The sequence below is a fragment of the Yersinia aleksiciae genome, from assembly GCF_001047675.1.
GTDB classification, from domain to species: domain Bacteria; phylum Pseudomonadota; class Gammaproteobacteria; order Enterobacterales; family Enterobacteriaceae; genus Yersinia; species Yersinia aleksiciae.
In genome coordinates this window covers 2,400,433-2,420,891 of the sequence record NZ_CP011975.1, presented here as the reverse complement: position 1 = coordinate 2,420,891, position 20,459 = coordinate 2,400,433, and the positions used below count along the sequence as shown (strand labels likewise).

The window sequence follows — 20,459 nt, the reverse complement described above, 5'->3', positions numbered from 1 at the left end:
ATTTAAAGAAACCAGCCTAACAGCTGGTTTTTTGCTTTCCGGCGTTTGGACTCTACATCGAACTCCGTTCGATTATTCGCCCTGCAAGCAGGACTCACCCCTTCGGGGCCGTCGCAAGCGACGTTCAACACCGCTTCGCGGGTTGTCCGAGTCCGGCACCACTATTTAAAGAAACCAGCCTAACAGCTGGTTTTTTGCTTTCCGGCGTTTGGACTCTACATCGAACTCCGTTCGATTATTCGCCCTGCAAGCAGGACTCACCCCTTCGGGGCCGTCGCAAGCGACGTTCAACACCGCTTCGCGGGTTGTCCGAGTCCGGGCACCACTATTTAAAGAAACCAGCCTAACAGCTGGTTTTTTGCTTTCTGGCGTTTGGACTCTCCATCGAACTCCGCTTGGGAACGCACGATCGCCTGATTCCAACATTATCTCACCAGAGTATCAAACAGGTCTGCGCTAATCAGATAGTGTTAGCCTTTTGCGCCATTTCACCTGATTTGAACACTTTCCACCCTTATTTTCTGACTTAGATCAACATATCTCACCTTAGCTATTGATTGAGTGATTATGATTATCATTTAATTTCGCATCTATAGCTTGGCGGATTAACTATGAATATTGATCTAGTTCCATATCATGCACAACCGGGGCTACTGCCTTTCCCCAAGCGCTGGGCAACAATGCCGTGGCGCGACAGCCTACCGCTTCCCGCGGAGTCGCTCCAGGATAGTTGGCAATCCCTGCTACAAAAGGCGCTTCCCCGCAATAAACGTTTGCTCTACTTACACATTCCTTTCTGCACCACCTTCTGCGGCTTCTATCAGAACCCTCTGCAACCGGAAAGCACCGCGCGCTATACCGATTATCTGCTGCGCGAACTGAGCATGGAGGCCAATAGCCCACTGCTGCAAGGGGGCCAATTCATGCAATTTACTTCGGGGGCTGGACGCCAAGTGGGTAGCGATGACGCCCGGGGCGTTTAGCTACCAGTAATAAGTTTTTCATTATCTGCCGAACGCGGTATCTCCCCACGTTAAAACCTTGTTCTAGTAACTAGATGCACCTGCTGCCATATGTGACGTCCATTTCAGCGTGAACATGCCTAGCCGCCGCGTGCAACATCAGAACATCGGGCTTGATCATTGGCCGAAGACTACGGGCATAAAATACGCTGCGCGTGAGCGATAAGCAACGGCAGACCTGTTGGATATTTGCGCCGACCTTCTTCAGTTTCACCGTGACTTTTTGTCGTTGTTCATTTCCATAGCGAAGAAGGCCGATGTAGATTCAATTGGTCAACGCAACAGTCATGTGAAAACATGGGGTTGCGGAGGGTTTTTGAATGAGACGGACATTTACAGCAAAGGAAAAAGCATCTGTTTTTGAACTGTGGAAGAACGGAACAGGCTTCAGTGAAATAGCTAATATCCTGGGTTCGAAACCAGGAACAATCTTCACTATGTTAAGAGATACTGGCGGCATAAAACCCAATGAGCGCAAGCGGGCTGTAGCTCACCTGACGCTGTCTGAGCGCGAGGAAATACGAGCCGGTTTGTCAGCCAAAATGAGCATTCGTGCGATAGCTACTGCGCTGAATCGTAGTCCTTCGACGATCTCACGTGAAGTTCAGCGTAATCGAGGCAGGCGCTATTACAAAGCTGTTGATGCTAATAACCGGGCCAGCAGGATGGCGAAAAGACCAAAACCGTGCTTACTGGATCAGAATTTACCGTTGCGAGAGCTTGTTCTGGAAAAGCTGGAGATGAAGTGGTCTCCTGAGCAAATATCAGGATGGTTAAGGCGAACGAAGCCGCGTCAAAAAACACTGCGAATATCACCGGAGACAATTTATAAAACGCTGTACTTTCGTAGCCGTGAAGCGCTACACCACCTGAATGTAAAGCATCTGCGCCGGTCGCATAGCCTTCGTCATGGCAGACGCCATACCCGCAAAGGTGAAAGAGGTACGATCAACATAGTGAACGGAACGCCAATTCACGAACGCTCCCGGCATATCGATAACAGACGCTCTCTGGGGCACTGGGAAGGCGATTTAGTATCAGGCACAAAAAACTCGCATATAGCCACACTTGTAGACCGAAAATCACGTTATACGATCATCCTTAGACTCAGGGGCAAAGATTCTTTCTCAGTGAATCAGGCTCTTACCGACAAATTCCTGAGCTTGCCGCCTGAACTCCGGCAATCACTGACATGGGACAGAGGAATGGAGCTGGCCAGGCATCTGGAATTTACTGGCAGCACCGGAGTTAAAGTTTACTTCTGCGATCCTCAGAGTCCCTGGCAGCGGGGAACAAACGAGAACACTAATGGGCTAATTAGACAGTACTTTCCCAAAAAGACATGCCTTGCCCAATATACTCAACATGAGTTGGATCAGGTTGCAGCTCAGCTAAACAACAGACCAAGAAAGACACTGAAGTTCAAAACACCGAAAGAGATAATTGAAAGGGGTGTTGCGTTGACAGATTGAATCTACAGAAGCCTTTTTTAACAAGTCATTATCGCTCAGCAACTGCCGTACCTGCTTTTCAAGTTCTTGTATCCGCCGTTGTTCCGGTGTGGTGTTATAGCACTGGCTATCGGTGTGTTCCCGCGGATCTCTCCGCGATACTGCCGTAGCCAGCGTTGAAAGGTTGAAAGGTTGAAAGGCCAATATTCATTGTTTTAGCAGCCTGAATCACCGGATACTTATGCTGAAGAACAAGATTGACACATTCCTGCTTGAACTCAGGGGTAAACGTTTTTCTACGCATTATCACCTCGTTAGCATTGCTCATTATATCTCTAACAAAGTGTCCGGAATGATTAGACCATTACAAGGTCGCATGATTAGCATTAACAATGACAACCCCTAAATAGATAGTATATTATAGTAGCCTTTCAAAATTCGAATCCGGTAATCCATGGTTTCAGTAAAACTTCACAACGGGCAGACATTCAGTTCCGACCTTGGCACCTCGCTGCTGGACAGCGCCAAAGCAGCGGGCATCACCTTGGAATACAGCTGTCGCACGGGTCGTTGCGGTGTGTGCAAAGCCACCGTACTCAGCGGTGATACTGAAGCTCACAGGGAAGAAACGTCACTGACTACCGAGGAAGTTGCAGCCGGAATAATTCTCACCTGCTGCCGCCATGCCATAAGCGATGTCGAGATTGATGCCGAAGACATTGGCGCTCTGGGCGACGTCGAGGTCAAAACTCTCCCTTGCCGCATCGATACGATCACCCGTCTGACAGATAACGTTGCGGAAGTGATCTTGCGGGTTCCTCCCGCCAGCAAGCTGCATTACCTTCCGGGTCAATATCTGGACGTGATCGGTGATGGCGGCCTGCGCCGCAGCTATTCCATTGCCAATGCCCCACGCACCGACGGCAAACTGGAACTGCAGATCCGTGAAGTCAAGCAAGGCGCGATGTCAAGCTATTGGTTCGGCAGCGCCAAACCGAATGACCTGCTTCGCCTTGAAGGCCCACTCGGCACCTTCTGCTTGCGAGACAAAGACGCCAACACAATCGTGTTTCTCGCTACCGGCACCGGCATTGCGCCAGTGAAGGCGATGCTTGAGCAACTGCTAAACAACCCGGATCTGGCAGCAGGCAAGAAAATTCTCATATATTGGGGCGGGCGTACCGTAGGCGACATTTATTGGGTTCCTCAGTTCGAGAGGCTGAACGCGGTGTTTATTCCGGTATTGTCGCGAGCCAGCGCGGACTGGCAGGGGCGTACAGGCTACGTACAGAACGTCCTGCTGGATGATGGAATCGACCTCACTAAGGCGGTGGTTTACGCCTGTGGTTCGGAAAGCATGATTCATTCCGCCCGCGAAGCATTGACTATTGCTGGGTTACCTGTCAAACACTTTTACTCCGATGCTTTCGTGAGTTCGAACTAATACTAATAAGGAACGGTTATGAAAGCGGTCATTCTGGCTGGTGGGCTCGGCACTCGTTTAAGCGAAGAAACTGGTACGCGGCCCAAGCCTATGGTTAAAATCGGCGGTAAGCCGATTCTGTGGCACATCATGAAAATGTACTCTTCCCATGGCATCAATGATTTCATCATTTGCTGTGGCTACAAGGGTTACATGATCAAGGAATACTTCGCCAACTACTTCCTGCATACGTCGGACATCACGTTCAACATGCGTGAAAACACCATGAAGATTCACGATCAGCGAGCTGAAGACTGGCATGTGACGTTGGTCGACACAGGCGAAACATCGATGACCGGTGGCCGCCTGCGCCGTGTGGCAGACTATGTGCGCGATGAAGAGGCTTTTTGCTTCACCTACGGTGATGGCGTGGGAAGCATGGACATCAGCGCTGCTGTCGCCTTCCACAAGAGCCACGGTAAAGCTGCTACGCTCACCGCGACTTTTCCACCAGGCCGCTTTGGCGCGCTGGACATGAGTGAAGGTCAGGTCCTGAACTTCAAGGAAAAACCTAAAGGCGATGGCGCCATGATCAATGGCGGCTTCTTTGTGCTTTCTCCTCAGGTGCTGGATTACCTGGAAGGGGACAGCACGGTCTGGGAACAGGGCCCGCTGATGAGCCTCGCCGAACAGGGCCAACTGATGGCCTTCGAGCACCCGGGTTTCTGGCAACCAATGGACACCCTGCACGACAAAAATCTGCTTGAGAAGTTGTGGCAGAGCGGCAACGCACCTTGGAAAACCTGGGACTGAGAACGATATGAAAGCTTCTGTCTCCGCTGACTTCTGGAAAGGCAAAAAGGTCTTCCTCACCGGCCATACTGGCTTCAAGGGTAGCTGGCTGGCTTTATGGCTACAGGGCATGGGTGCTCAGGTGAAAGGCTTTGCCTTGGCGCCGCCAACTACGCCTTCATTGTTCGAACAGGCACAGGTTGAACGGGGTATAGAGTCGCAGATAGGCGACATTCGCGACCTGCATGCCGTTACTGAGAGCATGGTTGCCTTCAATCCGGACATCCTGATTCACATGGCGGCTCAACCGCTGGTTAGACTGTCGTACCGCGAGCCTGTCGAAACTTACTCCACCAACGTCATGGGCACCGTTCATGTGTTGGAGGCCGCGCGTAAGTGCCCCGCCCTACGTGCCATCGTGAATGTCACTACCGACAAATGTTACGAGAACCAAGAATGGGAATGGGGCTATCGCGAGAATGAGCCCATGGGTGGCCACGATCCGTACAGCAACAGTAAGGGCTGTGTGGAATTAGTCACCAGTGCTTATCGCAACTCGTTCTTCAATGCCGAACACTCCGCTGCATTGGCCTCGGCACGCGCCGGCAATGTCATCGGGGGGGGCGATTGGGCAGACGATCGGTTGATTCCGGACATCCTGCGTGCTGTCGAACAGAGCAAGCCCGTTGTCGTGCGTAATCCGAAGGCCACCCGCCCTTGGCAGCACGTACTTGAGCCGCTAAGCGGTTACCTTGTCCTGGCCCAGCATCTATGGGAGCATGGCCAGTCATTTGCTCAGGGCTGGAACTTCGGTCCTCGCGACGAAGATGCTCAACCTGTCGAATGGATACTCGATCACATGGTGCAGGCGTGGGGGGATGGCGCTAGCTGGCAGCTTGACAGCGACCCGCAGCCCCACGAAGCACGCTACTTAAAACTGGATATATCCAAGGCCCGCACTCACCTGAAGTGGGAACCAACATGGGGCTTGGAGACGACGCTCACTCGCATCGTCAACTGGCATCGCGCTTGGTTGCAGAGCGATGACATGCATGCCCGTTGCATCGAAGAAATCAATAGCTACATGGCAGCCATGCCACTGGCACCTAACCGATAATTAGCTTGAACAGGAAATACTATGACCCCCGATATGCTCCGTCAGGAAATCAGCCAACTCGTTGAGCGCTACGCCCAGACTGCCTTGGCGGCTAAACCTTTTGTCGGGGGCGAAACCGTCATCCCTCCATCGGGTAAGGTAATCGGCGCACGTGAACTGCAACTGATGGTTGAGGCCTCGCTGGACGGCTGGCTGACCACTGGTCGTTTCAACGCTGAATTCGAGAAGAAACTGGCTGCATTCCTGGGCGTGAACTACCTGCTGACCGTGAACTCAGGTTCTTCGGCCAACTTGGTTGCGTTCAGCACCCTCACTTCACCGAAACTGGGTGATCGTGCAATCAAAAAAGGCGACGAAGTCATTGGCGTCGCTGCGGGTTTCCCGACTACCGTTAATCCGATCGTTCAGTTCGGCGCGATCCCTGTGTTCGTCGATGTTGAAATGAACACCCACAACATCAATGCAGACTTGATCGAAGCGGCCATCACGCCGAAGACCAAGGCCATCATGCTCGCTCACACCTTGGGCAACCCATTCAATCTGAGCAAGGTGAAAGCACTGTGTGAAAAGTACAACCTATGGCTGGTCGAAGATTGCTGTGACGCGCTGGGTGCGACATACGACGGCAAAATGGTCGGCACCTTTGGCGATATCGCCACGCTCAGCTTCTATCCTGCCCACCACATCACCATGGGTGAAGGCGGTGCAGTGTTTACTAACAACGCTCAGCTGAGACTGATCGCCGAATCATTCCGTGATTGGGGTCGTGACTGCTACTGCGCGCCAGGTTGCGACGACACCTGCGGCAACCGTTTCGGGCAGCAATTCGGTAGCCTGCCACAAGGTTACGATCACAAGTATGTATACGCACACTTGGGCTACAACCTGAAAATCACTGACATGCAAGCCGCCTGCGGCTTGGCCCAGTTGGAGAGCGCGCCGAAGTTCATCGAGACCCGCAAGCGCAACTTCAAACTGCTGAAAGAGCGTTTAGCCAGCCTCAGCGCCTTCTTGGAAATCGCCGAGCCTACGCCTAACAGTGACCCATCTTGGTTCGGTTTCCCAGTGACCTTGAAAGAGACTGCTGGCGTCAAACGTGTAGATTTGCTGAAGTTTCTTGATCAACACAAGATCGGCACTCGGCTTCTTTTCGCAGGCAACCTGACTCGCCAGCCGTACTTCCATGATGTGGAGTTCCGCGTGGTGGGCGAGCTGACCAACACCGATCGCACCATGAACCAGACCTTCTGGCTGGGCGTACAACCGTCGTTGGGTCAGGAACATTTCGATTACGTTGGTGAAAAACTGGAAGAGTTCTTTGGGATCGGTTTCTAACTTATGAAAGCATCAGATGCAGTAGCAAAAGTCCTAGCGGACACCCAAGTCATTTATGGTTTTGAGCTCATTGGTGGAATGATCACCCATTTGGTGGACAGCATTAACTTGCTTGGCAAAACCAAATTGGTATCAATGCACCATGAGCAAGGCGCCGCCTTCGCTGCATCTGCTGTCGCACGTGCGACAAATCACAAAGTAATGGGCGTGGCATTGGGCACTAGTGGCCCAGGTGCCACGAACTTAATCACGGGAATTGCCGATTGCTGGCTGGACAGCCACCCGTGTCTGTTCCTGACCGGCCAGGTCAATACGCATGAGCTCAAAGGAGAACGGACCATCCGTCAACAGGGTTTTCAAGAGCTCGATAGCGTCGCGTTGGTGAGGAGTATCACCAAGTATGCTCATCAAGTCGGGCACATTGATGAACTGATTCCCTGCTTGCTCAAAGCGATTGCCATCGCTCGATCAGGTCGTCCAGGCCCTGTATTGCTGGACATACCCATGGACATCCAGCGAGCCGAGGTGGACGACGCGGTATTGGATGAATTATTAAGCGTCTGGGCCTACGAGTCTTCGTTGGCACCGGAGCAAAGCGCCCCGTACGACGACGTATGGGCGTTGTTGGAAAAAGCGCAGAAGCCAGTTTTCCTTATTGGTGGCGGCGCAGTAAATATGCCAGGGTTCAGCCAATGGTTGAGCGAGGTCAGTAAACTGGGCATCCCTCACGTCGCAAGCCTTAAGGGTGCCGAGAAACTACCTGCCAGCGAGAATTACCTTGGAATGCTGGGGGCCTATGGCACCCGAGCGGCTAATTATGCAGTGCAGAACTGCGACCTGCTGATCGTGTTCGGCAGCCGCATGGATGTGCGCCAAACCGGCGCAAAAACGGAAACCTTCGCGCACAATGCGCATATAGTGCAGTTCGATCTGGACGCTGCCCAGTTGGATAACAGGGTAAAGGCGCAACAGTCGATCAATGCCAACCTTGAGGCGGTATTTGCCTCTTTCGTCACTCATGCTCCAAACCTGCGATCCGTCCCCACTGCTTGGCAAGCGCACCTAGCGCAGGTGTTCGAGCAGTCGTTCAAGGACGAGTACACTGACTGGAGTATCAGCCCTTTCGAATTGTTCAGTACCCTCAACGAACTGGCTGAAGGTCAGGCACTAGATTACGTTGTCGATGTGGGCAACAACCAGATGTGGGCCGCGCACACCTTGCGCCTAGGCTCTCGTCAGGCCATGCACCATTCCGGTGGCCTGGGTACGATGGGTTTTGCCATTCCGGCTGCGGTGGGTGCCTGCATCGCTGGCAGCAAGCCAGTTGTGGTGATTACTGGTGATGGCGGCGCCCAACTGAATATCCAGGAGTTGGATATCATCGCCCGTGAGCGTCTCCCCATCCTCACTGTGGTATTGAACAACCACTCCCTAGGCATGGTGCGGGGCTTTCAGGAAATGTACTTTGAGGGTCGTAACTCCTCAACTTACTGGGATGGCTACACATCGCAATTCCAAGCACTGGGTGCTGCCTATGGCATCGATTCGCGGAGCTTGAACGACCTGGAAACCTTCAAGGCTGCGGTGTCTGAGTTCCTAGCGAATGGAAAACCGATGCTGATTGAGGTATTGATGCCAGATGCGCGGGAGTGCCGACCACGTCTGGAGTTCGGCCGCCCCATCAACGAACAGTCACCGCTACTGGAATTAGGTCAATGAGACTCGCCATCCTGGGAGCGAGCAGCCATATCGCGAAGGACCTGATAGCCAGTATCCAGTCTACGACTTACCAGTGCACCTTGTTCGTCCGTGCGTCCAGCACGTTGGATGCCGAGCTTCAAGAGACTGCGGCGCGCAAGGGGTTTGCCGTCGTCACCTACGACAGCTTTGATGATAGCGACCAGTTCGATGCGATCATCAACTTCGTTGGCGTAGGCGACCCAGCCAGAGCGTTACAAATGGGTCAAGCCATTTTTACCGTCACCGAACACTATGACAACCTTGCCTTAGCCTATCTGCGCAGCCACCCTGAGTGCAAATACATCTATCTCAGTAGCGGCGCCGCCTATGGCTCCAATTTTACAACCCCGATCACCGAGACCTCGACGGCAGTTTTTCCAATCAATGCCCTGTTGCCCCAACACTGGTATGGCGCTGCCAAATTCCAGACCGAGTGTCGCCATCGAGCACTGCCGGATGCGGCTATCGTCGATGTTCGTGTATTTAGCTACTTCAGTCATCGTCAGGCGCGCGAGGCACGGTTCTTCCTTAGCGACATTCTAAGGGCACTGCATGATGGGACGGTTCTGGAAGTTGCACCAGACGACATGCTGCGGGACTACCTTACCCCTGCTGACTTCATGCAGTTAATTGACCGAATACTGCAAGCTCCTGCGTGCAACAGTGCAGTGGACTGTTACAGCCTCGCGCCCGTAGGGAAATTTGAGTTGCTCGCAGCTTTGGGCGAGCAGTTCGGCCTGAACTTTACGATTGTAGGTGAGCAGTCCCAGGTGAATGCCACAGGCCAAAAGGCTCATTACTATTCGTACAATCGCGAGGCCGAGCAATTGTTCGGTTATGTACCCGCCGATTCTTCGCTGAGCGGTGTGATGCATGAGATCAGGCTGGCGCTGCATGCAGAAGACTGAGAAAGCATGGCCACGGATTAGCGCGCTTCTGAAGGTAAAGCTAGTCCGTTTTTTGTTGGTGGGGGTGATGAATGCGGCGTTCGGCTACGGCTGTTTTGCTGCCTTTCTCTACCTCGGTCTGCATTACAGCATGGCTCTGCTACTGGCCACTGTCCTCGGCGTCTTGTTCAACTTTAAAAGCATCGGTGCCTTGGTGTTTGGCTCGAAAAAAAATAGTCTCATCTTCCGTTTCGTGGCCGGGTATACCTTTGTCTACGGTGCCAACGTAGCAGGTATTGCTGCGCTTACATCACTGGGCGCGACCCCCTATCTAGCTGGCATCGCATTAATTGTGCCGATGGCTCTACTCTCATTTGTCATTAATAACAGGTATATATTCAATCATGCGTAAACTCATCAGCATAGTGACACCTTGCTACAACGAAGAAGCCAATATTGATGAACTTTACCAGCGCATCGTCGACGTTATGGCACGCCTTGACTACGATTACGAACATATCTTCATCGACAACTGCTCAACTGATAACAGCCTCGTCAAGTTGCGTGCATTGGCTGCCCAAGACAAGCGGGTAAAGCTCATCCTGAACGCGCGAAACTTCGGCCATATCCGCTCGCCGTACTATGCTTTGCTTCAGGCTCGGGGCGATGCCGCAATATTGATTGCCTCTGACCTGCAAGACCCGCCTGAAATGATCGAAGAGTTCGTGAAAAAATGGGAGGAGGGCTTCAAGACAGTCATGGCAGTGAAACCGGAGAGCGAAGAGTCGCGCCTAATGTTCATCGCACGCCGTATCTACTATCGCTTCGTCACGCGTATCTCCGAAGTGCCATTGGTGCAGAACGCCACGGGAGCGGGTCTATTCGACCGGGCCGTTCTGGACATACTGAAGAAGATTGACGACCCTTACCCGTATTTCCGTGGTCTGCTGTGTGAGATAGGCTTCCCGATCGCGACCGTGCCATTCAAGCAACCGCGGCGCATGCGTGGCATAACCAAGAACAATTTCTACACGTTGTATGACATTGCCATGCTTGGTATTACCAATCACTCCAAAGTGCCACTACGGCTGATGGTGATAGGCGGCGCAATGCTCGCAGGGTTCAGCCTATTAGCCGCATTTGGGTTCTTGATTGCGAAGTTGGTATTCTGGGACTCCTTCCAAATGGGTATCGCGCCATTGCTCATTTCTCTGTTCTTTTTCAGCTCGGTACAGATCCTGTTCTTGGGGATGCTTGGGGAGTACTTGGGATCGGTTCACACCAAAATCCGCAATATGCCGTTAGTCATCGAAAGCGAACGCGTGAATTTCGACTAATAGCTCTGGGGAATGCATTGAAATCCACAATTAAAACAAATACATACAGTGAGACTAAAATGAGCGTTTATCCAACATGGCGGATGACGTTTGCCGCCGACTGGAAGCTGATAATCATCGGGGCGATTGCAAGCTTCTTCCTCGCAAGCATTCTCATGAGTGGCCTGCCCGGCGGCTTGATGCCAAACCTGACAACCCCCTATGCCTATTCGCGTGATGGATTGTTCCATGCTTGGATGGCGCAAAGAGTCACGGAAGGCTGGCTATTCGATAACGTCCGAAGTGGTTATCCATTCGGTTCAAGCTTCCTAGATTTCCCAGGTTCAGATTCGGGCGCTCACTTATTGATCAAAGTATTCGCTCTGATGAGTGGCGGCTGGGTGGGTGGCACGAATCTATTCTTTTTATTTGGATTTGCTTCCTGCTTCGTTGCCACCTACGTGACCGCTCGGGCTTTCTCTCTGAATCGCAGTTTTGCCGTGGCGATGAGCGTCCTTTACACGTTTGTCCCCTTCCACTTCCTTCGGTTAGAGCATCTTTTTTACACTTGCTATTTTGTCGCCCCGCTGTTTTTCTATCTGGCATTAGATATATATCTGACCCGCGGGCCTACCTATTACACGGGACTTAAATCGACGCTTCGCAAACTCGTGGCATCCGCTGCAGGTATGCTGGTTCTGGCCTCTTTCGGAGTGTATTACGCTTTGTTTGGGGTGATTATTCTCGCCACAGCCGGTGTCATGAGCGCTATCAAATCTCGAAGCTCCCACGGTGCGAAAAAAGCGGCGCTACTCATCAGTGCAACCATTTTGGGTGTGATGATAAACCTCGCGCCTAACGTGCTAGGGACTTATAAGGACGGTCCTAACCGGGAGATGGCTCTGCGTTCAATTAGCGAATCTGAAACCTATGGGCTGAAGATGATGCAGTTGTTGATGCCGCGGATAGACCACCGGATTTCGCAATTTAGACAGGTCGCCCAGAAGTATCAACATAACCCTTTAACCAACGAAAATGCGACTTCGTCGCTGGGTATCATCGGTGCTGCGGGCTTTATGATGGCGTTGCTTTACCTAATCTTCATCCCTGCACGGACGAGATCCGATGATAAGCTTCGCCTTCTGGCGGTCACAACATTTGTGCTATTCCTGTTTGCAACTGTAGGCGGCTTAGGTTCGCTATTTGCAATGGTCATTTCCCCGTTGATAAGGGGTTGGAACAGAGACAGCATTTTCATCGCTTGCGGCGCCTTACTTTTCTTCTTCATTTCGCTCCAGCTTTTATTGCAGAAGAAAGCACCTCGGCTTGCCAATCAGTCGGTAGCCATTGCAGTAGTACTGATGTTCGTGGGCTTGTACGACCAGACCGTGCCAATCCGCAAAAACTATAATTCGCCCGCTAAAGCTTCGTTCGACAACGACAGAGACTTTATCCAATCTATCGAAAAAGCGCTCCCTGCGGGGGGGGCGGTTTATCAGTTGCCTTACATACGCTTTCCTGAAACACCGGCAATACACCACTTGCGCAGTTACCAAATGATGGCTGGTGTGCTGCATTCGAAAGACCTGCATTGGAGCTACGGCGGTACGAAGGGGCGGCCAGGTGATTTGTTCTATCGTGCGCTGGGACGAGAGCCAATATCGCATCAGATTGAGGTCATCCGCAGACTCGGCTTCGATGGCATTTATATTGATCGTCGTGGCTATGCAGACAACGGCGAAGCGATTATTCAAGAACTATCTCAGTTGCTACAGCAACCGCCGCTGCTTCAAAGTGACGACAAAAAAATGGTGTTCTATAAGCTGGATAACAGCGCGCATCCAGACTTGGCAAGTCTGACAGCAAAGCAAATTCAGCGAGAGGCAGGGTACATTGCAGACGCTTTAGGCCCACGCTATAGCGGAGACTTGATGAGCGGAATAGATTTTACCCGGGGCAACTTGCCTGACTTTATAGACGACGTCCAAGGTCTGTATGGGCTCGAGCGGTGGGGACGCTGGTCATCCCAACAAGCCGTCTTCAAATTTACCGACCCACTGCCGCAGAAATTCTCTCTTATACTAAAGGCTCGGGCTTTTGGCACGAATGCTAATGAACCGACTCTCGTCAGGATAGGCAGTCGTGAATACAGTATTCCGCTCACTGCAGGTTTCTCTGAAACCCGTCTGGATGTTGACCTCGCAGGCGAGAGCGCCGATAGCATCACCTTCATCCCACCCAAAGCTGTATCGCCTATGCAGCTTACTGGAAGCTCAGATAGTCGGATTCTTGGCATAGGTTTCGTATCAATGCGAATAATCCAATGACCAAATCGACCTGACGAATGAATCGGTATTCTTGAGTGTTAGCCGTTTTATCACCAGGAAATCTCTGATCAACCTGCCACGCCAGCGTGGCAGGTTGAAAAACTTCATTACATTCAGCGTTATGTCCGCGAAATTTCCTGCGCGTACTGAGGGTGTCCTGACAAGATCGGACAGTCCCGCCTTAAGCTGCCTGAGCATTTTGCCAATACTGCTTGGTAAACTCTGCCGGGCTGACATTGCCAAATCGTGAGTACCGACTGTAACGGTCAACTAAAACCGGACACGGATTTAGGCACATTTCTGTAGTCGGCGTTCATATTCTGTTGACGAAGCAAAACGGCTGGCATTTGAACACGAATTAATTTCTGATCCGCATTTTTACAGCGCGGACTGCATTCGGTGCTGAATTATCCCGGATTAGTGGTCATTGCAGATTTTCTACCACAGGGCCAAGTCCGACGTTAAAAGCCATGCAGAGAATTGCCGATATGCATTTGGTTGGGATGCTGGCAGATACCGCGTCTTTATCGCTACTGCCTCAAGTGGAGAAAGGTAAACTCATTGACGCTCCTCTAGATAATAAAGTGGGCACCTATTTCATGGTTAACCAAAGTAATAATCGTCGCCAAATTAACCATGACGTTTCTCAATTCTTCGAACAACGCTTAGGCGATAAGTTCTTAGGGATGATCCATCGGGATTTTTTATCTTCTGTTATTACTTTTATTCCCAATTGCTATATTGGTTATCGTTACACCGATGGACAGTAATAAGCAGTATATCTTTGGGATATTCAGCATTGCAGCCTTCTTTTTGCTTGGATTAAGCAAAAGCAGGAAAGTCACAATTGTAATGACAGTATTGTCATTCTTGATGTCATCTCGCTATATCTATTGGCGCACGACTGAGACACTTCATTTTGGCTCAGTGACTGAAACTATATTGGGTATTCTGCTTTATACGGCTGAACTTTATATTTTGGTAATCCTCTCATTCAGCTATTTGCAGACAATTTGGCCGCTAAAAAGATCGATCGACCCCTTTCCCGAAGATACGAGTTTATGGCCAACCGTTGATGTTTATATCCCGACTTACAATGAAAGTCTCGATGTGGTTCTAGATACTATCCTTGCGGCTCAGTGCATTAATTATCCAAAGCTGCAAGCACAACTTGAACAATATGTCCGTGACGGTTATAGCACCGAATCCCGTTATGCTGCACAAAGCAAAAATGGTATCGGGTATAACTTTAAGGCGGATGGCAGCTATAACTGCCAGCAAAATATACAGATCGGCAGTCAGGTTGGCTACGATACTTTTGGTGACTACTCCGAAACCACTGCGTTAATCTATTTTAGATACTTGTTGGATGGGAAATAATCATGCTAATCAAGAAAACAACACGTCTTGTTTTTACCGCCTGTATCTTATTTGGCCTGCTATTTTCGGCAGTTGTACAGGTACAGGACCCCGGTTGGTAGCAATTCAAAAATCGTTTTCTTAAGCCCAATGGCCGCATTGTCGATACCGGCAACCACGATATTAGCCATACCGAGGGGCAAGGTTTTGGTATGCTGTTTGCGGTATTTAATGATGATAGCCTACCTTTGATGGCAGTTTTACTCCAGCTAATAGCTGGCCCGCCCGCTTTAGTTTTGATGCTGTTCGTATTCCGCTCTACCTCAGTTGGGAGCAAATAATAAAAGCGTATTGGCAAGGATTCGCACGGACGGAAACCCCCGCTTGGGTCAATGTGGTGACAGCTGCCAGAAGAGGACTATTACTCGTCTTGCTTGCGCCTACTCTCTTGGTGGGCAGCAAAACAGTCCTAAGTGAATATTGATTCTCTACTTTGCAGCATGGTCTGCGCTAATCAGATAGTGTTAGCCTTTTGCGCCATTTCACCTGATTTGAACACTTTCCACCCTTATTTTCTGACTTAGATCAACATATCTCACCTTAGCTATTGATTGAGTGATTATGATTATCATTTAATTTCGCATCTATAGCTTGGCGGATTAACTATGAATCTTGATCTAGTTCCATATCATGCACAACCGGGGCTACTGCCTTTCCCCAAGCGCTGGGCAACAATGCCGTGGCGCGACAGCCTACCGCTTCCCGCGGAGTCGCTCCAGGATAGTTGGCAATCCCTGCTACAAAAGGCGCTTCCCCGCAATAAACGTTTGCTCTACTTACACATTCCTTTCTGCACCACCCACTGCACCTTCTGCGGCTTCTATCAGAACCCGCTGCAACCGGAAAGCACCGCGCGCTATACCGATTATCTGCTGCGCGAACTGAGCATGGAGGCCAATAGCCCACTGCTGCAAGGGGGGCCAATTCATGCAATTTACTTCGGGGGCGGGACGCCAAGTGCGCTGTCCGCACAACAGTTGCACCGCATTATCAGCGAGTTACGTAACACCCTACCACTCGCACCGGACTGTGAGATCACCGTTGAAGGGCGTATTTTTAATTTTGATGATGAGCGGATTGATGCCTGCTTAGAAGCGGGGGCCAACCGTTTCTCGGTGGGTGTCCAAACGTTCAATACTCGTATTCGTCAGCGCATGGGGCGCAAGGCTGATCGCGATCAGGCGATCCGCTTTCTCACCGATCTGGCGACCCGCGATCGTGCAGCGGTCGTTTGTGATCTGATGTTCGGCTTACCCCATCAAACCCCCGAAACCTGGCAGGAAGATTTGGCTATCGTCCGCCAATTGCCACTGGATGGCGTTGATCTCTATGCCCTTAATCTGTTGCCGACGACGCCATTGGCGAAATCGGTGGAAAATAACCGGATAGAGCTGCCTACGCTGGTGCAGCAGTGCGACTTTTACTGTAGCGGTGCCGATAGCCTTGCTCAGGCGGGTTGGCATCAACTGAGCAATAGTCACTGGGCGCGCACCACCCGTGAACGCAATCTGTACAACCTGCTGATCAAGCAAGGGGCCGATTGCCTTGCGCTGGGTAGCGGGGCCGGAGGCTCCTTACAAGGGCATGCGTACATGCAGCATCGCAGTCTGGATAACTACTATCGATTAATCGATAACGGGCAAAAACCACTGATGATGATGACGCAAGCCAGTGGTGAACACCCGTGGCGCGCCAAACTGCAAAGCGGCATTGAGTTGGGTCGCTTGGATCTGAGCGAACTGATTGCCAATCCCTACCCCTTAATGCCCTTAGTGGCGCAATGGCACCAGCACAACCTGCTGAGAGATAATACTTTCTGTCTACGCCTGACCGACAGTGGTCGTTTTTGGGCCAGCAATATGATGCAAGCGCTGCAACAGCTTATTCCTTCACTTATCACTACGGAAAATCACTCATGAGCACACCATCATTACCACTCGCGGAATTCCTGGCCACACAACCGGATGGCACACTGGAGCAAATTGCGCAGGATTATCAGGTCAGCCCACTTGAGGTGGTACGTGCATTACCGGAGCGAGTTCTGGTCGATGCCGACCAATTTGACCGCATATGGGACAGCATGACCGAATGGGGTGATGTCACCACCTTGGTGCATACCGCCGATATTATTCTGGAGCACAAAGGCCCACTGCCGAGTGGTTTTCATCGTCACGGCTATTTTAATCTACGAGAAAAACAGGGTCTCAGTGGTCATCTCCGGGCGCAAAACTGTCAGGCGATCGCCCTGCTGGAACGTCCATTTATGGGAATGGCAACCGCATCAGTGCAGTTTTTCAATCAGCAAGGTGAAGTGATGCTAAAGGTGTATGTCGGCCGTGATGAACATCGCCAACTGCGCACGGATGGCCTGGCTGCCTTCCATCAATTGGTCCAACAGCTCACCACTGAAACCGCCGAGGAGACGCCATGAAACCCTGGTTAATCTTTGGTGCAGGCCATGGCGTAGGTGCACACCTGCTGGCCTTGGCCAACCAACATGCCGATAACGCATCGCCCCCCCGCTCCGTCACCCTATTGATCCGCAATCCGCAACAAGCAGAGGCACTGCGCAGCCAAGGTCTGACCGTGGTCTGTGGTGACGCCTGCGATCCCGCCAGTGTGCTTGAAGCTTGCCAATTAGCCGGGCCAGAAGCCGCCATCATTTCGACGCTAGGCAGCCGTAGTGCCGACTATCAGGGCAACCGACTGATCATTGATACTGCGGAGAAGCTAGGGATTAAGCGCATGCTTTTGGTGACATCCATTGGCTGCGGTGATAGTTGGCCGACCCTATCCCCCGCCGCCCGGGCGGCTTTCGGTCAGGCAGTTCGCGAAAAATCACTGGCGGAAAGTTGGCTACAAACCAGTGGACTGACTTATACCCTGATCCGCCCCGGCGGCCTGCTGGACCAACCGGCCACTGGCAACGCTACCTGTTTACAAACTGAGGCCCATGGCTTGGTCACCCGCGCGGACGTCGCGCTCCACCTGAGTCAGATGATTGAGGACAGCGCCACATATCATCAAATTTATGCCTTGGTGGAGCCGGGATTAATTCGCAAATTAAAAATCAATTAACAATAAATATGTCTTGATGTAACACCGAATAATGATTGATAATAATTATCATATTGATATAGATTATCATTACCATGTTGATTATATGGACAAACAGTTGAATAAAACACCCATACTGAATGATAAAGCTGCTGTTGAACATCCAACGGCAAGTAAGCCCTTGTCCGTCACCAGCGAGCAACTGCTGGGGGAGCACGGTGTCGCCTTTATCATCCATCAGGGCGAAAGCTACCAACTGCGCCAAACCAAAGCAGGAAAACTGATACTGACAAAATAATGCGTACACATTACCCAAAATCATTGCCGCTAACGCAGCTGTGGCGTCAATGACTAAGGGTATAATGCAAGCCACCCAGATTTCTTTTATCAAGGCAGCCAGCATCTATCTATTTGTTTTTGCATAAAAACACGGAGAATTGCCGACATGCCTCGTTCCACTTCCAACCGTTTCCGCTGGTCCCCTCTCAGTTTGGCAATCGCTTGCACCCTGCCTTTTGCCGCGCAAGCGGCTGAGACAACCACAGTGCCAACTGCTGAGACAACCACCGCTCAAACCACCACCACTCAAACCAATAGCAAAAAGCACAGCACCGACACCATGGTGGTGACGGCAACCGGTAACGAGCGTAGCAGCTTTGAAGCACCCATGATGGTGACCGTGGTTGAAGGCAACACCCCAACCAGCGAAACCGCGTCCAGCGCTGCTGATATGCTGCACAATATCCCGGGGCTGACAGTCACGGGCAGCGGGCGGGTGAATGGTCAGGATGTGACACTGCGTGGCTATGGCAAGAACGGCGTACTGACACTGGTCGATGGCATTCGCCAAGGGACCGATACCGGCCACCTGAATTCGACTTTCCTCGATCCGGCGCTGGTGAAACGCATTGAAGTGGTGCGCGGCCCATCTGCTCTACTGTACGGCAGTGGCGCACTGGGTGGCGTTATCGCCTATGAAACTGTCGATGCCGCCGATCTGTTGTTCCCGGGCCAAAACAGCGGTTACCGGGTTTACAGCTCCGCCGCCACCGGCGATCACAGCTTTGGTCTAGGTGCCAGTGCCTATGGCCGTACCGATGATGTCGACGGCATTCTCTCCTTTGGGACGCGCGATATCGGCAATATCCGTCAGAGCGATGGCTTTAACGCCCCCAATGATGAAACCATCAGCAATGTGATGGCCAAAGGCACTTGGCGCATTGACCAGATTCAATCGTTGAGCGCTAACCTGCGCTACTACAACAACAGCGCACTCGAGCCAAAAAACCCGCAAACCAGCGCAGCATCCAGCAGCAACGTCATGACCGACCGTTCGACGATTCAACGTGATGTCCAGCTTAAGTACAACATTAAGCCGCTTGACCAAGAGTGGCTGAATGCCACAGTGCAAGTTTACTACTCCGAAGTCGAGATCAATGCACGGCCACAAGGCACAGCAGAAGAGGGCCGCGAACAGACCACCAAAGGCGCGAAGCTGGAAAACCGCACTCGTCTGTTCACCGACAGCTTTGCCTCACACTTGCTGACTTACGGCACCGAAGCCTATAAACAGGAACAAACGCCGGGTGGCGCGACCGAAAGCTTCCCACAAGCGGATATCCGTTTTGGCTCTGGCTGGATGCAAGATGAAATCACCTTGCGCGACCTGCCAGTCTCCATTTTGGCCGGTACCCGTTATGACAACTACCGCGGCAGCAGCGAAGGTTACGCCGATGTGGATGCAGATCGCTGGTCATCACGCGGTGCACTTAGCGTGACACCAACCGACTGGCTGATGCTGTTCGGCTCCTATGCACAGGCGTTCCGCGCCCCGACCATGGGCGAGATGTACAACGACTCAAAACACTTTTCCATGAATATCGCGGGTAAAACCTTAACCAACAACTGGGTGCCGAATCCAAATCTGAAACCAGAAACCAACGAAACTCAAGAGTACGGTTTTGGTCTGCGCTTTAGCGACCTGTTGATGGCGGAAGATGAGCTGCAATTCAAAACCAGTTACTTCGACACTAATGCTAAGAACTACATCACTACCGGCGTAACCATGGACTTTGGCTTCGGGCCAGGTGGGTTGTATTGCATAAACTGCTCTACCTACTCAACGAATATCGATCGGGCAAAAATCTGGGGTTGGGATGCTACTTTAAGCTATCAGACTCAATGGTTTAACTGGGGTCTGGCCTATAACCGCACCCGTGGTAAGAACCAGAATACTAACGAATGGCTCGACACCATCAACCCAGATACGGTCACCAGTACCATCGACGTCCCTGTTGCTAACAGTGGCTTTGCTGTCGGTTGGATTGGGACATTTGCCGATCGCTCTAGCCGGGTTTCCAGCTCTGGCTCACCGCAAGCCGGTTATGGCGTCAATGATTTCTACGTCAGCTATAAAGGCCAGGAACAGTTGAAAGGCGTGACCACCACCGTGGTGCTGGGTAACGCCTTCGACAAAGAGTATTACGCCCCGCAAGGCGTGCCACAGGATGGCCGCAATGCAAAACTTTTCGTGAGCTATCAGTGGTAACTCATTGGAATAAAAAATAGTCTTA

The 20,459-nt window shown here is 51.6% G+C and carries 16 protein-coding genes and 3 pseudogenes; all 19 read left to right on the top strand.

Features of this window, described 5'->3' with window-relative positions; all coding sequences use genetic code 11:
* Nucleotides 1-611: 611 nt before the first annotated feature.
* Nucleotides 612-955: pseudogene (locus tag ACZ76_RS19155) on the top strand (heme anaerobic degradation radical SAM methyltransferase ChuW/HutW); the annotation flags it as partial.
* Nucleotides 956-1,342: 387 nt separating this feature from the next.
* On the top strand, nucleotides 1,343-2,494 hold the full coding sequence (locus tag ACZ76_RS10935; RefSeq protein WP_048617478.1) for an IS30 family transposase: 1,152 nt from the start codon (nucleotides 1,343-1,345) through the stop codon (nucleotides 2,492-2,494).
* 433 nt (nucleotides 2,495-2,927) lie between these two features.
* Complete coding sequence (locus ACZ76_RS10925) at nucleotides 2,928-3,917, top strand: FAD-binding oxidoreductase (protein ID WP_048618965.1); 990 nt, start codon at nucleotides 2,928-2,930, stop codon at nucleotides 3,915-3,917.
* 18 nt (nucleotides 3,918-3,935) lie between these two features.
* Nucleotides 3,936-4,709 carry a glucose-1-phosphate cytidylyltransferase gene (gene rfbF / locus ACZ76_RS10920; protein ID WP_048618964.1) on the top strand — a complete coding sequence of 258 codons (774 nt, stop codon included), beginning with the start codon at nucleotides 3,936-3,938 and terminating at the stop codon, nucleotides 4,707-4,709.
* Between the two features lie 7 nt (nucleotides 4,710-4,716).
* Nucleotides 4,717-5,805, top strand: a complete 1,089-nt coding sequence (gene rfbG, locus ACZ76_RS10915) for a CDP-glucose 4,6-dehydratase (RefSeq protein ID WP_048618963.1) — start codon at nucleotides 4,717-4,719, stop codon at nucleotides 5,803-5,805.
* 21 nt (nucleotides 5,806-5,826) lie between these two features.
* On the top strand, nucleotides 5,827-7,140 hold the full coding sequence (rfbH, locus tag ACZ76_RS10910) for a lipopolysaccharide biosynthesis protein RfbH (RefSeq protein WP_048618962.1): 1,314 nt from the start codon (nucleotides 5,827-5,829) through the stop codon (nucleotides 7,138-7,140).
* Between the two features lie 3 nt (nucleotides 7,141-7,143).
* Entirely contained in the window at nucleotides 7,144-8,859 is a 1,716-nt protein-coding gene (locus ACZ76_RS10905; protein ID WP_048618961.1) for a thiamine pyrophosphate-binding protein, read from the top strand.
* Nucleotides 8,856-9,788: an NAD-dependent epimerase/dehydratase family protein gene (locus tag ACZ76_RS10900; protein ID WP_048618960.1), complete on the top strand. Its 933-nt coding sequence runs from the start codon at nucleotides 8,856-8,858 to the stop codon at nucleotides 9,786-9,788. The genes ACZ76_RS10905 and ACZ76_RS10900 overlap by 4 nt, the downstream gene beginning before the upstream one ends.
* A complete protein-coding gene (locus ACZ76_RS10895) occupies nucleotides 9,775-10,179 on the top strand; it encodes a GtrA family protein (protein WP_048618959.1) in 405 nt (134 codons plus the stop codon). Before ACZ76_RS10900 ends, ACZ76_RS10895 begins: the two co-directional genes overlap by 14 nt.
* Entirely contained in the window at nucleotides 10,172-11,104 is a 933-nt protein-coding gene (locus ACZ76_RS10890) for a glycosyltransferase family 2 protein (RefSeq protein WP_048618958.1), read from the top strand. Before ACZ76_RS10895 ends, ACZ76_RS10890 begins: the two co-directional genes overlap by 8 nt.
* A 59-nt stretch (nucleotides 11,105-11,163) precedes the next feature.
* On the top strand, nucleotides 11,164-13,410 hold the full coding sequence (locus ACZ76_RS10885) for a DUF7024 domain-containing protein (protein WP_048618957.1): 2,247 nt from the start codon (nucleotides 11,164-11,166) through the stop codon (nucleotides 13,408-13,410).
* Nucleotides 13,411-13,732: 322 nt separating this feature from the next.
* A pseudogene (locus ACZ76_RS19560) lies at nucleotides 13,733-14,111 on the top strand (cellulose synthase operon protein YhjQ); the annotation flags it as partial.
* On the top strand, nucleotides 14,104-14,790 hold the full coding sequence (locus tag ACZ76_RS19555; protein WP_144413908.1) for a cellulose synthase subunit BcsC-related outer membrane protein: 687 nt from the start codon (nucleotides 14,104-14,106) through the stop codon (nucleotides 14,788-14,790). The pseudogene ACZ76_RS19560 and the gene ACZ76_RS19555, both read left to right, overlap by 8 nt.
* Nucleotides 14,791-14,792: 2 nt before the next feature.
* Nucleotides 14,793-15,008, top strand: a pseudogene (locus ACZ76_RS19755) (glycosyl hydrolase family 8); the annotation flags it as partial.
* A gap of 426 nt (nucleotides 15,009-15,434) precedes the next feature.
* Nucleotides 15,435-16,748, top strand: a complete 1,314-nt coding sequence (gene hutW / locus ACZ76_RS10870) for a heme anaerobic degradation radical SAM methyltransferase ChuW/HutW (protein ID WP_048618955.1) — start codon at nucleotides 15,435-15,437, stop codon at nucleotides 16,746-16,748.
* Nucleotides 16,745-17,260 (top strand): heme utilization cystosolic carrier protein HutX, encoded by a 516-nt coding sequence (gene hutX / locus ACZ76_RS10865; RefSeq protein ID WP_048618954.1) that lies wholly within the window; start codon nucleotides 16,745-16,747, stop codon nucleotides 17,258-17,260. Before hutW ends, hutX begins: the two co-directional genes overlap by 4 nt.
* Nucleotides 17,257-17,907, top strand: coding sequence for an SDR family oxidoreductase (locus tag ACZ76_RS10860; protein ID WP_048618953.1), 651 nt, complete (start codon nucleotides 17,257-17,259; stop codon nucleotides 17,905-17,907). The genes hutX and ACZ76_RS10860 overlap by 4 nt, the downstream gene beginning before the upstream one ends.
* A gap of 85 nt (nucleotides 17,908-17,992) precedes the next feature.
* Nucleotides 17,993-18,184 carry a hemin uptake protein HemP gene (hemP, locus tag ACZ76_RS17955; protein ID WP_235428194.1) on the top strand — a complete coding sequence of 64 codons (192 nt, stop codon included), beginning with the start codon at nucleotides 17,993-17,995 and terminating at the stop codon, nucleotides 18,182-18,184.
* 147 nt (nucleotides 18,185-18,331) lie between these two features.
* Nucleotides 18,332-20,434 carry a TonB-dependent hemoglobin/transferrin/lactoferrin family receptor gene (locus ACZ76_RS10850; RefSeq protein WP_048618951.1) on the top strand — a complete coding sequence of 701 codons (2,103 nt, stop codon included), beginning with the start codon at nucleotides 18,332-18,334 and terminating at the stop codon, nucleotides 20,432-20,434.
* The last annotated feature ends 25 nt before the right edge of the window (nucleotides 20,435-20,459 follow it).

Excerpts from the sequence above, each read along its gene's own strand:
- ACZ76_RS10935 (WP_048617478.1), top strand. The coding sequence starts at position 1,343 with ATGAGACGGACATTTACAGCAAAGGAAAAAGCATCTGTTTTTGAACTG.
- ACZ76_RS10925 (WP_048618965.1), top strand. The coding sequence starts at position 2,928 with ATGGTTTCAGTAAAACTTCACAACGGGCAGACATTCAGTTCCGACCTT.
- rfbF (WP_048618964.1), top strand. The coding sequence starts at position 3,936 with ATGAAAGCGGTCATTCTGGCTGGTGGGCTCGGCACTCGTTTAAGCGAA.
- rfbG (WP_048618963.1), top strand. The coding sequence starts at position 4,717 with ATGAAAGCTTCTGTCTCCGCTGACTTCTGGAAAGGCAAAAAGGTCTTC.
- rfbH (WP_048618962.1), top strand. The coding sequence starts at position 5,827 with ATGACCCCCGATATGCTCCGTCAGGAAATCAGCCAACTCGTTGAGCGC.
- ACZ76_RS10905 (WP_048618961.1), top strand. The coding sequence starts at position 7,144 with ATGAAAGCATCAGATGCAGTAGCAAAAGTCCTAGCGGACACCCAAGTC.
- ACZ76_RS10900 (WP_048618960.1), top strand. The coding sequence starts at position 8,856 with ATGAGACTCGCCATCCTGGGAGCGAGCAGCCATATCGCGAAGGACCTG.
- ACZ76_RS10895 (WP_048618959.1), top strand. The coding sequence starts at position 9,775 with ATGCAGAAGACTGAGAAAGCATGGCCACGGATTAGCGCGCTTCTGAAG.
- ACZ76_RS10890 (WP_048618958.1), top strand. The coding sequence starts at position 10,172 with ATGCGTAAACTCATCAGCATAGTGACACCTTGCTACAACGAAGAAGCC.
- ACZ76_RS10885 (WP_048618957.1), top strand. The coding sequence starts at position 11,164 with ATGAGCGTTTATCCAACATGGCGGATGACGTTTGCCGCCGACTGGAAG.
- hutW (WP_048618955.1), top strand. The coding sequence starts at position 15,435 with ATGAATCTTGATCTAGTTCCATATCATGCACAACCGGGGCTACTGCCT.
- hutX (WP_048618954.1), top strand. The coding sequence starts at position 16,745 with ATGAGCACACCATCATTACCACTCGCGGAATTCCTGGCCACACAACCG.
- ACZ76_RS10860 (WP_048618953.1), top strand. The coding sequence starts at position 17,257 with ATGAAACCCTGGTTAATCTTTGGTGCAGGCCATGGCGTAGGTGCACAC.
- hemP (WP_235428194.1), top strand. The coding sequence starts at position 17,993 with ATGGACAAACAGTTGAATAAAACACCCATACTGAATGATAAAGCTGCT.
- ACZ76_RS10850 (WP_048618951.1), top strand. The coding sequence starts at position 18,332 with ATGCCTCGTTCCACTTCCAACCGTTTCCGCTGGTCCCCTCTCAGTTTG.